The sequence below is a fragment of the Desulfobacterales bacterium genome (assembly GCA_030066985.1).
GTDB lineage: Bacteria > Desulfobacterota > Desulfobacteria > Desulfobacterales > JAHEIW01 > JAHEIW01.
The window spans coordinates 138,684-154,534 of the sequence record JASJAN010000004.1; the positions used below are offsets into that span (position 1 = coordinate 138,684).

The window sequence follows — 15,851 nt, forward strand, 5'->3', positions numbered from 1 at the left end:
TTAATGGATCACTGTCGACATATCGCTGGATTTGGTTTTTTCCAGAACGTCTCTGATGGTCGTCGCCAGGTCCTGAATGACAAGCGGCTTCATTAAAAATGCGCTAATGCCAACTTGCTCAGCGCGGTTGGCCAGGCTTTCATCGCTGTAGCCGCTGCAGATGATGACCGGTATGTCAGCGCGGATCTTGATAACCTCATCTGCCAATTGATCACCGGTCATATCCGGCATGGTCATATCGGTTATCACCAAATCAAAATCATCAGAAGCACTTTGAAACAATTTTAGTGCCTCAATACTGCTGGTGCAAGTTTCAACCCTGTAACCCAAACGCTCAAGTGATTTTTTTCCGATTTCGGCCAATGCGCGTTCATCGTCAACAAATAAGATTCGTTCATCTCCAACCGGAATCATCTGAGGGGCATCCGATTCGGGTTTTACTTCTTTAGCTTCGGTGGGAATATAAACGGTAAACACCGTTCCTTTGCCCTGCTCGCTGTCAACGGTAACAGCACCACCGTAGCTTTTTAAAATACCATGCACAACCGCCAGACCCAATCCGGTTCCCTTGTCTTTTTCTTTGGTCGTGAAATAGGGCTCAAAAATTCTTTCCGCAACTTCGGGTGCCATGCCGCTACCTGTGTCGGCGACCACCAGCGTCAAATACTTACCAGCATTTAATTCAAGATGCTCGGCTTTCTGGGCGCTCAGATGGATATTTTCAACCTTAACATCCAGCACGCCACCCGTTTCGCTCATGGCATGGTAGGCATTGGTGCACAGGTTCATGATAATCTGATGGATTTCAGTGGCATCGGCCTCGATAACCCCGGCTGCGGGGTCAATATATTGCCGAATTTGAATCGTCGCTGGCAACGATGCGTTGAGCATTTTAATGGCTTCTTTGATTATCGGATCTATTTTGAGTGGCTTTCGATCCTGATCTGACTGGCGACTGAAGGCCAAAATCTGCTTGACGACTTCTTTGGCGCGCTGGCTGGCTTTGTATATTTCGTTTAAATTATACTTGGCGTCGGTTTCTTTGACGATGTCTAGCATGGACAATTCCGTATAGCCCATAATAGCTGAAAGAATATTATTAAAGTCGTGGGCTATGCCGCCGGCCAGGGTCCCGATGGCTTCCATCTTTTGGGCCTGGCGCAGGTAGGCCTCCGATTTTAAGCGCTCATTTTCCAACTCTTTAAGCTTTGTGATATCCGTGGCAACCTGCAGGCGCACATAGCGCCCGTCAATCCATTTGATGGCCCGATCATAATTAATATACCATTTGCCGGTAAGGGGATTCTTGCCTTCCCAAACAATTGCACCTGTCGGATTGCCCTGCTTATCCAGCAGTCTCGCATTTGTGCAGTGCTCACAGGGCTGGTTATCAGCACGGAACACCTGGTAGCAGAGTTGTCCAACCAGATTGTCTCCGAAATTGTCCTGCATGTGCTTGTTCATGAAAATAATTTCATGGGTGTGCATGTCGGCGGCATAAATGGTTGCATCAATGCTGTCTAAAACCGTACGAAAGGTTTTGCGGGAATTATCTAATATTTTTTCAGTCTGGATGCGCTCTTGAAGCTCCTGCTGTATCTTGGCATGCAGGTGGGCATTGTCTAAGGCAACGGATGTGAGCTCGGCAAAGCGTGTTAGGACCGTAATTTCATTATCACCGAACTGCTTTTGTGGGTCAAAAGAGCAAAGACCGATGACACCGATGGTTTCATCGCCTGATTTCAGGGGTACGCCCAAATCGGCTGTCATATTATCGAATTTGGCGTCGCGGTGCCTGCCGGTCCAGTGGTGGTAATCGTCGACTTTTAATGGTTGGCCGGATTGCCACACTTTTCCGGATAACCCTTCACCGGGTCGCAGGCGAAATCCCAGCCATTGTTCGAATCGACCAGTGCCCACCTTGATGACGAGCTCATCCGTTTCAGGATCGTGTAAAAAGATGTAACCCTCGACTGTTCCTACCAGTTTACCGGCACGATCAACAATCGCTTTGAGCAATTCTTCGATGTTCAGGCGCTTGATCAATCCAAGGGTGGTCTCATGCAGCGCCATCAAATATGCATTGTGCTGCTTGAGGGAATCTTCCGCTTTTCTTTTTTCGGTCACATCGCGCACGATGGCCTGAATAACCTGGTTTTCACCCATTTGAAATAAACCCGATGATACTTCAGCCAGAAAAAGGTCACCATTTTTTCTGACAAACTCAATTTCAAAATCGATTTGTTGGCTAACCGTGAATTGATGATAGGCCTCCATGGATTTCAGAAGCGCTTCGGCGGGGTGTAAATCGGACATTTTTTGCTGCAATAACTCGGCTTTCGTGTAACCGAATTGCTCCACGGCCTTTTGGTTGGCATCTAAAATCCGACCCTCCATGTCGTGGATAAAGATGGCATCACTGGAATATTGAAAAAGGCGACGGTATTTATTTTCCCCGATACGTATGACGCTTTCAGCTTGCTTGCGGGATTCAACCGCTTGTTGCAGCTTTTCATGCTGGGCAACCAGGGCTTTGGTTTTCGAGACAATTTTTGTGTGGGAAAATAAGGCCGTAAACAAAAAGAGAAAAAACAGAAAAATAGCAACCACAACGGCCCGTTTGAATAACTTGGCAGAGCTGCTTTGATTGTTGTCGCTAAACCATTGATCCAAGGATTGATAATAAATTGAGCTGTTGTTGCTTTTTAGTTTTCGCAGGTGATGGTCTAAAGCATCCAGCAGGTTTTTATTTTTTCCGATCGGTGCCGCGTAAAATAATTTTTGGGGACTTAAGACGATGGGGCTTTTTTTAATGTTAAATTGATCTTCAAATCGAAAACCGTAAACATGATTGACCAATCCGGCCTGACAGCGACCCAATTCCACCAATTTAAGGACATCGGCATAGGCATTGGCTTCAATGAATCGGCATTGGATGCCAAATTGTTCCATTAACTGCTTAAGACCATCAAAATAGATGTCATCGTGTAAGACAGCGACCTTTTGGTTTTTGAGGTCAACAATCGATTCAATGGTTGAGTGTTGATCAACATAGAGCTGTCCCCAGTTGCTGATCACGCTTTCATAGGAATAGTCAAATACTTTCGCCCCGGATTCGGTTAAGGCCACCGCAGCGAGCAAATCGATTTGGCCGCTTCTGAGTTTTTCAAGACTTTCAAGGCGTGATCCGGGCACATATTCAATGACCCAGCTTTCCTTTTGAGCGACGTTTTCAAGAATATCAATGAAAAGACCGTAAACACTGCCATCATCCTTAAATCCGCTCAGGGGAATATTTTGATACACACCAACTTTAATCCGGGTTTCCGCCAGCGGCGCAGACGGCAAAATCAAGATTGTAAAGCATAAAAGTGCTAATATTTTTAAATATTTGACCATATGGCGACGATTGAACTGAATTAAACAATAATATGCTTAAATCATAACAAATTTATGCCGTTTTGGCTAATTTTTGCACTTTAAAAAATAGAGGCGACAGGTTATCTGAAGTGTACGGTTTGTGCAGGATGGGAGATTAAGTAAAAACTAGGATTTGAAAATTATAAAAACAATGATGGGGCGATTAAAAAATGTTAAACAGAATATAGTACTGGTCATATTGAATTTCAGAGGTTAAAGACAGTTTTTTTATATATCAATTAATTGCTTTAGTTTTCATCACGCCATATCTCCAAAATGGTCAAATCGTCACTAGCACTTGAATTCCCCCGCCAATTGGATAAGAATTCCAATAATCCCTTGCCCCAGGGAGGGCCCTTTGCATCCTTTATAAAACCAACCAGACGCTCATTGCCAAAAAGTTCATTATCTTCATTTTCGGCTTCAATAACGCCATCGGTGAAAAGGAGGATCGACTCTCCGCGAGAGAGCAAAATTTCTTTTTTCTCGTAAGGTGCATCCTGCGTGACACCCATTGAAATCCCGTTTATGGGAGGCAAATTTCGTATATGATTTTTGGCGATCCACAACGGCGGTATATGTCCACCTATTGATAATTGCATATTTCCGCTCTGGGGCCAATACCGCACAAGGACAATTGTGGCAAAGAAACCTTCTTCAGAAGCTAGATTGTAGGTGCTGTTGTTGACGACTTGCAAAAGGGCGTCGATTTCGTATTGATTTCTTGCTTCACTGCGGATTTTAGTCGACAATGCTGCCATAACCAGAGCAGCAGGAACGCCTTTATCAGAGACATCAGCGACATATGCCAATAAGCTGCCATCCGGTAACGGTATTACATCGTATAGATCTCCGCTGACATAGGCGGCAGGAATTGCAGCAGCCCAAATATGGCTGCCACCGTCTAAATCCGGAATATCCGGCCAGAATAGCGATTGAATCTTGGTTGCCGTCTTCAGTTGACCCTGCAGCTGAGCCGACTGCTCGATGACGGTGTCATGCAGTAGCTTGATGCGCAACATCGACTTTACTCTGGCAACCAAAGCAGCATGATTGACGGGTTTGGTTAGATACTCGTCAGCACCAGCCTCAAGACCGGCGACGACGTCTTTTGAATCAGTTTTGGCCGTCACGATGATGATGGGCATAAACGGTAATGAGGACTCCGCTCTGAGATGCCGGCAAACCTCAATGCCATCCATCTTGGGCATCATGATGTCCAGCAGAATCAGATCCGGCAAACGTTCTTTTGCCATGGCCAACCCTTCTTGGCCGTCTGATGCTGTAATGATTTCGTAATTGTTTGCAGCAAGACGCATCTCGAAAATTTCCAGGTTAGCGGGATTATCATCAACGATGAGGATCAGTGGAGGCGTTCGCATGATAACCTCTTGAAAAAATTAGCTAGGGTATGAATTCACGAATTTTCGCCAAAAGAGCCCGCGGGCTGTAAGGTTTAGAGACATATGCATCGCAGCCGGCCTCGTATGCTTTGACATCATCTCCGCTCAGGGCATATGAGGTGACAGCAATGATCGGGATAGCACTCAGCTTAGGATTGGCCTTGATTCGGCGAGTCGCTTCGTAGCCGTCAAAATCAGGCAATTGAATATCCATCAAAACCAAAGCTGGAAGATGGGTTTCAGCCACCGTGACACCCTCTTGACCGGTTAGCGCTTCGATTATCTCATAACCGGCGCTTGTGAGAAGATCCCGTATGATCCGCCGGTTGTCTTCCTGGTCTTCAACGACTAAAATCAGCTGACTCATGGTTGTTTCCTTTGCTTTTCGACTCGAATCGGCAAGGTGAACCGAAAAGTCGAACCTTTCCCAGGTGTTGACTCCACCCAGATGCGGCCGCCATGCATATCAATTATTTTTTTTGAAATAGAGAGACCCAGACCGGTTCCGCCTTTTTTGCGTGTACTGGATCCGTTGGCTTGCTGGAATTCATCAAAGATCTTCTGTTGGTCGGATTCCGTCACTCCAGGACCCGTATCATGCACAGAGACGCAAAACGTTTCGTTAGAAACAGTCACTTCCACTTTAACCTCTCCCTCATCGGTAAATTTGATCGCGTTGCCGACCAGGTTTAACATCACCTGAGCAATGCGTTGCTCGTCTGCTTTGCCGATCTTTAGATCTTTGGGCACTTCGACTTTCAATTTGAGATCCTTTTCCGCTGCTAATGCTTCAACAGAAGTAGACACCGTTTGAACCACCTCTTCCATTGAATATTCATTGAGCGAAAGGGTAAGCTGGCCGGCTTCGATTTTAGAAAGATCCAGAACATCATTGATGAGATTGAGGAGATGGCGGCCATTTTTTTCGAGGCGTTCAAGAACATCCTGAATTTTTACCGGTACAGCACCGTAAATGTTGTCCAGAATCAGCTCTGTATAACCCAAAATGGCATTTAATGGTGTTCTCAATTCATGGCTCATGTTGGCAAGGAACTCGGACTTATGCTGGTTGGCGCTCTCGAGCTCGTGCCCTTTCTCTTCGATCTCGCGGAAGAGACGGGCGTTATGAATGGCAAGCACAGACTGAGAGGCAAATGTTTGAAGCAGGTCGAGCACCGGCGCGGGAAATTCGCCGGCCGCCTTGCGCCGAACGACCAATCCACCAATAAGACGGTCTTCGCGCAACAACGGCAATGCCAGCAAAGCCCGATAACCTGACTGTTGAACATAAGAAAGGGGGTAGTTGGGCACGTCTGCAAGATCCGGAATCTGAGCCGGGGTTCGCTTGACAGCAGCCTGACCGATAACCGTCTGGTCTCCCACACGCAATCTCGACTCGCGCAGCGCTTCAATAAGATCGGCATGAGCGCCATAGTTTATGCTCGGCACAAAAACACCCTCCGCTTCGTCGAACTCGTAGATTGTCCCGGCATCTGTCTTTGAGAGCTGCACCGCATGGCGAACGATGCTTGTTAAGACCGTTTCCAGATCAAGGATTGAGCTGACGGCCTGGCTAACCTCCCCCAGGGCTTTGAGCTCTTCCACTGACTGCGCCAGCTCGCGGGTACGCAATTTGACTTTATGCTCCAGGGTGCGGCTGTAATCCTCCAGTTTGTCCTTGCTCTCTTGAAGCTCTGCAAATAACTGCTTAATCGATCCACGCATGACATCCAGATGCTGCGCCAATACGCCAATCTCATCACTGCTGCTTTTATCAACGAATGTGTCCAAATCGCCCCTGGCGATCATTGAAGCTGATTCCTGCAATTTTAGTAAGGGGGATGAGATGTACCGTCTCGTGATAAAGATGGATGTGAGCCAGATTGTGGCAATGATGAGAATTAACAGGGCAATTGTGCTGTAAATTTGAATCAGCACCTGTTTTTTTACGTTTTCGCGTGACATCACGATTAAAATCTTACTAATGACACTGTCTTTAAAGTAGATTTTAGATGATTTGGCGATCAGATCAGCATCTTTGAACGATTGCGGTGCTGCCCCCGACTGATCCTTCTTAAGTTGAAACCCAGTGCGATTTTTCTCGGTAATCAGCTGATCTTTCCAAGATATCTTAATATGAACAATGGATTCATCTAAAAATAAGGCGTCAACAAAATCATTTACGACCAGGTAGTCCATGTTCCATAATGGCGTTGGCAGACTATTCTGGGCGAACATGATGGCGTTGTCTAGCCGCTTTTGCATTTCGTTATCAATTCTGCTGATATCAACAATGATAACAACCGCAGCAAAAGCAATCAGCAATAAGGTAAGTATGCTGATCAGGGTATAACTAAAACGACGGCTGATGCTGTTGACTTTAGGAGAGGTTTCAGACGAAGCAGCTTTTTGCATGGACTCAATCCTTTATGACATGTTCCGTACGTTGTTTAAAGGCGATGTCTGGATGAGAGCAATCGGCGTATTTTAGTCCTTAATTTCGGGAAATGGATCATCCTCTAATTTGAAGTTCCATTTTTTTTGAATTTGCTTGACGGTGCCATCCGCTACCATTTCATCAAAAGCGGCCTTCCATCTTTGAACAATCGAATTCGATGTCTTTTTTGAAAAAGCGATCATAAGATCAATTTCGCGTAGATGATAGACCTCCTCAAAAGCGGTGTGGTCAACCCCGGCCAAATCACAAACGGTTCTGAGACCCGGTATTTTATAGGCCCATAAATCTATACGACCCAATGCAAGCTTCTTGGCATTAAATTGTTCATCTGAGACAGGCTCAAGATTTGTAAATCCTTGACTTTGGAGTAGGCGCCCCCTGGTATCGTCTCGAAGTGTGCCGATGCGTTTGACCTTTTTTGCGTCTTCCAGATCTTTAATTTTGATTCCCGAATCCTTTTTGGCGACAAGAATATCTCTTTTCGTGGCTAGCGGTCCAACCCATTTAAATTTATCATGACGCACTTTGGTATACGTCATTCCGAATAATATAACGTTTTTGTCTTCAAGGGCCATTTTGTAAGCCCTTGCCCATGGGTACACCTGGATTTCCTCCTCTGACCCAACTCTTCTCTGTATTTCTCGTACAATTTCCACAGAAGGACCAACCAGGACCCCATTATCCACATAGTTCAAAGGGGGTAAATTTTCCGTTAAAATCGTTAAATCAGCTGAAAGCACAGGTTGACCTACAAGCAGAAGTATTGAGGCTGCGAGCAGAAGCAGTTTTTTCATGAGAGATCTCCTTTCCTCATTTACGGATTAAAGACCTGAATACGTTATCAAAATTGTTGAACGAATTAAGGGGATTCTTTGCTCAGGATGCGACTCAGAGCAGGCTGTGCTTCTGAATAAGATCTGGAAAGAGTTTGTGGGATCAGGGCGATTTCACAATTCCGATCTGGAAATGCATTCAATATGAAAATAGTTATTAAATAGGGTCAACAAAGTCAATAAAACTTGTTATCCATCTTTGCAAGCACCGGTGCTGACAGCAGGAAAAAATTATACTTCCGGCAATTTTTTGCGGATAAATCGAATTCCTTTTAATACTTCTGATGCCGGTATACCAGGTTTTATCTCCAATATCCTGAGGGTCTCGGCCTCAAGAAACGGTTTTAGCGTCATAATATCAATTTCACCGGTACCCGGGGGGATGTGATCATCAAGACCGTTAGCATCATGAAGATGGACGCCGATAAGCCGATTTGCATAATTTTGCAACAACGCATTTCTAGGAATTAATCCCAGGGCCTCATTGGCATGCGCATGACCGGTGTCGTGCCAGTAGCCAATCGGGGCACCTTTTAGGGTATCAAAGATAAGTTTAAAATCATCAAGTCCGGGCAGCTCATGATAATGATACCGGTTTTCCAGCCCCAGCATCAGCCCCTGCTTTTCTGCTAAGGGTGCTAAATGCTCCAAACTGAACAATAAATTATCCAAGTAGGCTTGTTTTTGATTATCCCGCTCTTTTACTTTTTTGCGAATAAAGATTTGTGCTTCCTCTGAAAGGAGCTGATTCGAATTAAAGTATTGATAAAGCTTGTGCAGTTCATGATTCATTTCGACTAATCCGCAATGCAAAACGACTGCTTCGGCCCCGACCTCGGCTGCATATTGGATTGTTTTGGATGTGTAGTGAATGGCTTTTTGCCGTTCCTCTGTATCAGAACTGGATAGCAGAAACAGATCCCCGCTGCCTCTGACATTGCCACATACAGAGGGAATCGGAAAATAATTGTGAACACTGACGACTTTCAGCCCCGATTGTTTAAGTGGCCCCTTTAGCTGAAGAAACATGGCTTCCGACATTCGATAGCTAAGCTCGATTTCGCTAATACCAAGATTTTTAAAGGCTGCGATCAATTCTGCTACTGTTGCAGTTTTATCTGACAGCCAGGATGTTGAAAGCGCCAGCATCCCCCAAATCCTTTCTGTTTTGCTAATTGACTATCTTCTAACCATGGAATTGCAGTCTGTCAAAATGGTTTTGTTGACTCTAAACAGCGAATTTTTTATATTTGACCATTTGCTGATTTCTGCATAGTCGTTTAGCAAAACCGTATCAAATTGTTGCTACCTAATATGTCGCACCCAGACACAAGAGAAACAATGCCCAGCCGCGAGCGCTTCAGGGAAACCATGTGTTATGGCGCACCTGATCGCGTCCCGTATTTTGAAGAGGGTATCCGCAAAGATGTCTTGAAGGCCTGGCGCAAACAGGGTCTGGCCCGTGGTTCCGATCTGGCCAAACTGTTTCCTTCTGATGAGCGGGAACGTATTGAAGTAGATCTGGAGCCCCGGCCCAAAGTCGGATTCAAAGGCCATTCGCTTGCCGATCCGGAGGAATTCAAGCGCCGCCTGGATCCTGCCGATAAAAAGCGACTTCCCACTCGATGGTCCCGGCGAGTGCGCGCCTGGCGATCCAGAGACCATGTGCTGATGCTGTATGTGCACCGTGGTTTTTTTCTGACCATGGGTGTGCAGGATTGGCATTCGTTTAGGGATGCCATGATCATGCTGGTAGAGCAGCCCGATCAGGTCCACGAGCACCTGCAAATTCAGGGCGATTTTGCGGCCCGCTTAACCGATCGTATCCTGCAGGAGGTGGACGTTGATGCCATTGTATTCAGCGAACCCATCGGCGGGAATGACCGCCCCTTGATTTCGCCGAAGATGTATGAAGAGTTTGTCCTGAAAAGCTATGAACCGATTTTGGAAGTGCTCCACCAACACCGGGTCGCCACCATCTGTTTCCAGACCTTTGCCAATTCCCGTATTTTAATTCCACTTATCCTTAAATGGGGATTTAACTGCCTGTGGGCTTGCGAGGTCAATATTGAAGCCATGGATTACCGCCGCCTGAGAAAAGAATTTGGTCGCGATTTGCGTTTGATCGGCGGCATTGATCTGGATGCGTTGCGCAAAGATAAGGCCGCCATCCGGCAGGAAATCGAGGAAAAGGTTCCCCCGTTGATAGAAGACGGTGGCTACATCCCGCTGGCCGACGGCCGCGTGCGCGCAGATGTGCCGTTTGAAAATTATGTGTATTATCGTAAGATGTTGGAGGAAGTCACCCAACAGCCATAAAGCACCAGATCAATCAAGGCTGATGGGCTTTCCATCCAGTATATTGTTCATCATTTACCGCATAACCCCTTCGACTGATTTCAGTCGTTGCTTTTACCGTTGACCCGCAATCGTCACTTGACTTTGATTTTGGTCATTCGCTTTTTCTTTTTAGGCGCTTTTTCTTTTTCAAGGCTGTCAATTCTTTCATCCAGCAAGGCGCGCATGGCTTTTAAAAACTCAATACGGGATTGGGTCATGTGCTTAACAAAACCCGATTTTTTCCCCAACACATTTTCAAGGTCCATAAAAAATTTGCCAACAGGGCAAATCGCCATCTGGGGTTCACTCTTTTTGGCTGCCATCTTCTGCTCCTTCAAAGCATATGTCCAAGACCCGGCCCTTTAGCTTAGCGATAACCTGCTCTTTTGACGCCACCTGTCTTGGAAGTAGAATGTTTCGTTTATAACCACCGATCCGAATGATGAGTTCATCAGAAAATTTGTTCAACTCGACATCTTTTTTCATTAGAAAGGGCAGTTTTACTTTCAGATGATAGTTGCCGTTTTCTTTGACCAGTTGATAAGGCTCATCTTTATAAAATCGCTTCAGCGGGTTCTTCTTGCCGTATAATTGGTGCGCCAGTTTCTTCAGTTTGGCATAGCCTAAAATCTCACCCTGAAATAGATCGACTGATAAAATGGGTACCGGGCTAAAAATATCCTCAGCGGTCTGGCGGTGCTGCTGTTGATCTTTGATCCAGCTTTTAAAATAAGATTCAGTGATTTGCTCGGGCAAAATGCGGTTCATAATGATCGCGTCAATGCTCATTTTATACAAGCAAAAATACATAAAAGCCCGCTGGGTCTCCTTGAGAACCACTTTTTCAGGGTTGGTGATCAAGCGCACTGTGGTTATTTCGGGATCCGTTAAAATCTGATCAACCCCTTTTAAGCGCTCGAACAGCTCTTCAAGCGCTTTAAAGTAATCGTCATCGGGCAGGGGTACATCGGTGAATCTTTTAGCTACCGGTCCGACATATTTGGCGAGTGTTCTTTCCAATCTAAAAATTTTTTGCATATACCATTCCAGGGTAGCCGGTATGCTGATAAACCGCAGTGATTCCCCGGTGGGCGCACAATCCAGCAGGATCACATCATATTTTTCCCGCTGCACATATTGATTGATATACAACAGTAAGCTGACTTCTTCCATTCCGGGCAAAATGGCCAGCTCTTCTGCCAAAACTTCATCCAGTCCGGTGGTGTTGAATAAACTGGAAAGATAACGATGAATATCACGCCAGTATCGTGTGATTTCCTCCTGGATATCGATTTCCTGGATGTAGAGGTTGGGATTGATTTGAACGGGCCGGCCTTTGTTTTGATCGAGCAGATTTTTTTCAAGATCAAAGATATCGCCTAAGCTATGGGCGACGTCCAAAGACATGATTACGGTCTTTTTGCCCATTTCCGCTGCCCGGATACCTGTGGCGGCTGCTATTGAGGTTTTACCGGTTCCGCCTTTGCCGGCAAAAAAGATAATTCGCACAGGCAAACTCCTTTTTTATTATCTGACTGCGAGCGAGCGCTCACTTATGATGGATTCAGCTTCGGGTAATGCTTGAATTCAATAAACTGCCTATGGTATTGAAATTTTTGTCAGACCATTACTGGGCTCTGCATTTATACTCATAAGCATGAACAGCTGCGATTTCACCTATAAAGGAGAAAATTATGCCGATAGCAGATCAGATGGTTAAAATGGTCGAGGGGATGGAAATGGTCAAAAAGATGTTCGAAGAAGGTGCCCGGCTCAAAGCCGAGCATGGAGCGGACAAGGTTTTTGACTTTTCACTGGGCAATCCGGACGTGCCGCCACCGCCGGAATTTAAAAAAGTGCTCAGAGAGCTGGTCGGTGATGAATCCCTCGGACACGGCTATACACCTAATACCGGTTATCCCCATGTTCGGCAGGCGGTGGCTGATTATCTTAGCGGTATACATGATGTCAGCCTAACCCCGGATTTAATCGTCATGACCGTCGGTGCCGCCGGTGCTTTAAATGATGCCCTCAATGCGGTCATCAACCCCGGCGAAGAAATTTTGGTGCCGGCCCCTTATTTTATAGGCTACGACCACTATGCCTACGTTGCCAAAGCAACCATAAAAACCGTCCCCACCGACAGCAATTTTCATCTGGATACGGCTGCCATCGCAGCATCCATAACCGATAAGACCCGGGTGATGCTGCTCAACTCACCCAATAATCCCACCGGAGCTGTCTATTCGGCTGAGGAGCTGTCCAAACTGGGCCGGGTGCTGGACGATGCCAGTCAAAAATTCGGCCGGCGCATTTATCTGGTGGCCGATGAGCCCTATCGCAAAATCGCCTATGATGTGGAAGTGCCTTCGATATTTCAAGCCTATGCCCATTCGATTATCGTGACCTCCTATTCCAAGGAGCTGTCTTTGGCCGGGGAGCGCATCGGTTTTCTGGCCGTTAATCCGCAAGCTGAAGACGCCGGGTTGGTAGCCAGCGCCGCGGCGGTGATCAATACCATGCTGTGTGTTAACGCCCCCAGCCTACTGCAGCATGCAGTCGCCCAGTTGCAGGGAGTCACGGTTGATGTCTCCATTTATCATCGACGGCGGGATTTACTGTGCCAGGGCCTTTCTGAAATCGGTTACGAATTTCATGTACCCGAAGGCGCATTTTACCTGTTTCCCAAAAGCCCGCTGCCCGATGATGTCAAATTCACCGGTATTTTAAAGGAGGAGCTCATCCTAGCAGTGCCGGGTGTCGGCTTTGGCGGGCCAGGCTACTTTCGGCTGTCCTATGCTGTTCCGGATTCAGTGATTACCGGATCTATGGCGGGATTTAAAAACGCACTGCAAAAGTTCTGAATCCAAACTTCCATCCGATCAAACGGATGGAACCTGTCAATGGCACCATTTTTTCAAGCTGTAAAAAGGAATAACACCATGTATATTAAGATGTCTGATTTTTTTATGGGAATGGGCCGGGATTTTACCATGGAGGTTATGGATGTTGCCGAAAAATGTTCCCAGCATGAAAAAGATATACTGTTTCAGGAAGGCGATCCGGCCAGACATTTTTATGTGCTTCTCAAAGGGCGGATAAAGCTCAGTCTGGGCGACAGAGGGCCGACGGTATATATAGTTCAGCAGCCGGGGGAAATCATCGGCTGGTCGGGTCTAATCGGCAGAGATACCTATTCCGCCAGCGGCGAATGCGTGCAAGAAACAAACTTGCTCAAATTTGACCGCGATGTGTTTCTTGAAATTCTCAAAAAATATCCCCAGAACGAGGCCCTGCTGTTTAAGCGCCTGGCGGAGATGCTGGGCAATCGTCTGCTCGAACTGTATCCCACAATATCTTGAAGGCTCGTAAGTGTCCCGCTAAAGTTGCGTCCCGCAAGTAATTTAACAAGCCGTTTTTGGGGTGTCAGGTGTCGGGTTTCAGGTGTCAGGTAGTAGGTCTTCGGTTACTAAATTCGGACGTTTGTTACTCCGTAGCTATTACAGACGAAATGCTTTTTTGCTATCCGTTGTCATCTCGGTTTCTGCTGACACCTGAAACCTGACACCTGAAACCATAAACATTGTGTTATTTATAGAACTCCACTGAATTAAAAATACCACATGACTTTGGTAATATTATTAGGCGACATAACGCTAACAATTTGAGCACATCTTGGATCCCCCAACCCCCGGTGGCAGGTTGCCGCCCAATTTATCATCGTGACCAACCGAAAAGGTTGACATCAGTTTTTTCACGGCTCCCTGACAAAGGGGACATTTCACCTGATCATTAGCGCTCATCACCAGCTTATCAAATTTATGGCTGCAGTGCTCGCAGTTATATTCGTAAATCGGCATGGTTCTTATCCTCCATATTTACAGATATTTAATGTAAAGATAAGCCCGGTTAGGCATACCCGCAAGTCATAAAGAAATTATAATGATCTGTTTGACAAATGAATCGAACTGTGAAAGATGCAGAGTTTAATTCAAAATAAAGGAGATTCTTAGCATGTATGTAAAGGAGATCAATGAAATCGAAAAACTGATCCAGAAACAGGCCCAATGGCGCAATCGATGCATCAACCTAATTGCCAGTGAAAATATCGTCAGCGAGCGTGTTCGCGCTCAGGCCGGATCCGATTTTGCGCACCGCTATGCCGAAGGCCACCCGGGCGAACGCTATTACCGGGGCACGTCTTATATCGACGAGATCGAAAATCAGTTGACCACCAATTTAAAAATCCTTTTTGCATGCAGTCACGCTGAAGTCAGACCCATTAGCGGCACCAATGCCAACGAGGCGGTTTTCAGTCGCTTTGTCAATCCCGGTGATGTCGTAATGGTGAACTCCACACCGGCTGGTGGCCATATCAGTCATCATCGAGAGGGCTCACTTGGAAAGTTCACTAAAAATATTATTGACATTCCCCTAACTGCGGACGGGTACCATCTTGACCTTGAAAAAACAATATACCTGATCGAAAAAGCCAGACCCAAAATTATTGTCCTGGGCAAGAGCCTGTTTTTGTTTCCAGAGCCTGTGCAGGAGCTTTATGAAGCTTGCCAGCATAATGGTACGCGGATTATGTATGATGCGGCCCATGTGCTGGGTCTTATTGCCGGCAAACAATTTCAGCGGCCCTTGAGAGAGGGCGCCTTTCTGATGACCGCCAGCACTCATAAAACCTATTATGGCAGCCAGCGCGGTCTGATCCTAAGCAATATGGAAGATGAAGAATGGCGTAAAATTGATAGAGGTGCCTTCCCCGGGTCATCCAGTAATCACCACCTGGATACACTGGCCCAAATGGCCATCAGCACCTATGAAATGATGGAATTTGGTGAACAATACGCTGTGGATACCATTAAAAATGCCAAAGCGCTGGCAGCTGCCCTGGATCGCTTTGGTTTTGATGTTCAGGCCAAGGAATTCGGGTATACCGAAAGTCATCAGGTGGCAGTGAATGTGCGCGAATTTCGCGGAGGTGAACGGGTATCAAAAAACCTGGAAATTAATGATATTATTATCAATATGAATATGCTTCCCCATGAGCCTCTTAAGGCGCATGACCATCCGGACGGCATTCGAATCGGTGTTCAGGAAATGACCCGCTTCGGCATGGGTGTGGCGGAAATGGAACGCATTGCCGAATTGATGAAGGAATGCATTATGGATCGCAAGCCGGTTAAGGAAGAGGTAAACCGTTTCCGATCTGAATACCGGCGCGTTAAGTACAGCTATGATAAGCCCCAGCCCAAGCAACTGAAGGTATTAGAAGGTAAGCGCTTAGAAAATTAATAAGGGTTGAGCCCGTTACCCGTTGGCCCGTTTGCCCGAAAAAATAAAATCAGACATTCTTCCGATAGAAACCGGCTCAACGGGCAAAATCCC

Annotated in this window: 13 protein-coding genes; 4 read left to right on the top strand and 9 right to left on the bottom strand. The window is 46.3% G+C overall.

The window, feature by feature from the left end:
* The 6 genes from QNJ26_03460 to QNJ26_03485 all read right to left on the bottom strand — a co-directional run bounded on the left by QNJ26_03460 (position 1) and on the right by QNJ26_03485 (position 9,263).
* Complete coding sequence (locus tag QNJ26_03460) at positions 1-3,354, bottom strand: PAS domain S-box protein (protein MDJ0984579.1); 3,354 nt, start codon at positions 3,352-3,354, stop codon at positions 1-3.
* A gap of 314 nt (positions 3,355-3,668) precedes the next feature.
* Entirely contained in the window at positions 3,669-4,802 is a 1,134-nt protein-coding gene (locus QNJ26_03465; GenBank protein MDJ0984580.1) for a SpoIIE family protein phosphatase, read from the bottom strand.
* 22 nt (positions 4,803-4,824) lie between these two features.
* Positions 4,825-5,190 carry a response regulator gene (locus QNJ26_03470; protein MDJ0984581.1) on the bottom strand — a complete coding sequence of 122 codons (366 nt, stop codon included), beginning with the start codon at positions 5,188-5,190 and terminating at the stop codon, positions 4,825-4,827.
* Complete coding sequence (locus QNJ26_03475; GenBank protein ID MDJ0984582.1) at positions 5,187-7,238, bottom strand: ATP-binding protein; 2,052 nt, start codon at positions 7,236-7,238, stop codon at positions 5,187-5,189. The genes QNJ26_03470 and QNJ26_03475 overlap by 4 nt, the downstream gene beginning before the upstream one ends.
* Positions 7,239-7,310: 72 nt before the next feature.
* Positions 7,311-8,075, bottom strand: a complete 765-nt coding sequence (locus QNJ26_03480) for a transporter substrate-binding domain-containing protein (GenBank protein ID MDJ0984583.1) — start codon at positions 8,073-8,075, stop codon at positions 7,311-7,313.
* Positions 8,076-8,345: 270 nt separating this feature from the next.
* Entirely contained in the window at positions 8,346-9,263 is a 918-nt protein-coding gene (locus QNJ26_03485; protein MDJ0984584.1) for a sugar phosphate isomerase/epimerase family protein, read from the bottom strand.
* A 192-nt stretch (positions 9,264-9,455) separates the two neighbouring features.
* On the opposite strand from QNJ26_03485, the gene QNJ26_03490 reads away from it, so the two are divergent.
* Positions 9,456-10,433, top strand: a complete 978-nt coding sequence (locus QNJ26_03490; GenBank protein MDJ0984585.1) for a uroporphyrinogen decarboxylase family protein — start codon at positions 9,456-9,458, stop codon at positions 10,431-10,433.
* 113 nt (positions 10,434-10,546) lie between these two features.
* Here QNJ26_03490 and QNJ26_03495 read toward each other — a convergent pair whose 3' ends face one another.
* Both QNJ26_03495 and QNJ26_03500 read right to left on the bottom strand, forming a co-directional pair.
* The gene (locus QNJ26_03495; protein ID MDJ0984586.1) at positions 10,547-10,777 is read right to left on the bottom strand and encodes a hypothetical protein; all 231 of its coding nucleotides are present in this window, start codon (positions 10,775-10,777) and stop codon (positions 10,547-10,549) included.
* The gene (locus tag QNJ26_03500; protein MDJ0984587.1) at positions 10,758-11,963 is read right to left on the bottom strand and encodes a TRC40/GET3/ArsA family transport-energizing ATPase; all 1,206 of its coding nucleotides are present in this window, start codon (positions 11,961-11,963) and stop codon (positions 10,758-10,760) included. The genes QNJ26_03495 and QNJ26_03500 overlap by 20 nt, the downstream gene beginning before the upstream one ends.
* A gap of 185 nt (positions 11,964-12,148) precedes the next feature.
* Between QNJ26_03500 and QNJ26_03505 the strand changes: the two genes are divergently transcribed.
* Both QNJ26_03505 and QNJ26_03510 read left to right on the top strand, forming a co-directional pair.
* On the top strand, positions 12,149-13,318 hold the full coding sequence (locus tag QNJ26_03505) for a pyridoxal phosphate-dependent aminotransferase (GenBank protein MDJ0984588.1): 1,170 nt from the start codon (positions 12,149-12,151) through the stop codon (positions 13,316-13,318).
* Positions 13,319-13,396: 78 nt separating this feature from the next.
* Positions 13,397-13,816 (top strand): cyclic nucleotide-binding domain-containing protein, encoded by a 420-nt coding sequence (locus QNJ26_03510; GenBank protein ID MDJ0984589.1) that lies wholly within the window; start codon positions 13,397-13,399, stop codon positions 13,814-13,816.
* Between the two features lie 294 nt (positions 13,817-14,110).
* Here QNJ26_03510 and QNJ26_03515 read toward each other — a convergent pair whose 3' ends face one another.
* On the bottom strand, positions 14,111-14,314 hold the full coding sequence (locus QNJ26_03515; protein ID MDJ0984590.1) for a zinc ribbon domain-containing protein: 204 nt from the start codon (positions 14,312-14,314) through the stop codon (positions 14,111-14,113).
* A gap of 154 nt (positions 14,315-14,468) precedes the next feature.
* Between QNJ26_03515 and QNJ26_03520 the strand changes: the two genes are divergently transcribed.
* The gene (locus tag QNJ26_03520) at positions 14,469-15,758 is read left to right on the top strand and encodes a serine hydroxymethyltransferase (protein MDJ0984591.1); all 1,290 of its coding nucleotides are present in this window, start codon (positions 14,469-14,471) and stop codon (positions 15,756-15,758) included.
* Positions 15,759-15,851 lie beyond the last annotated feature (93 nt).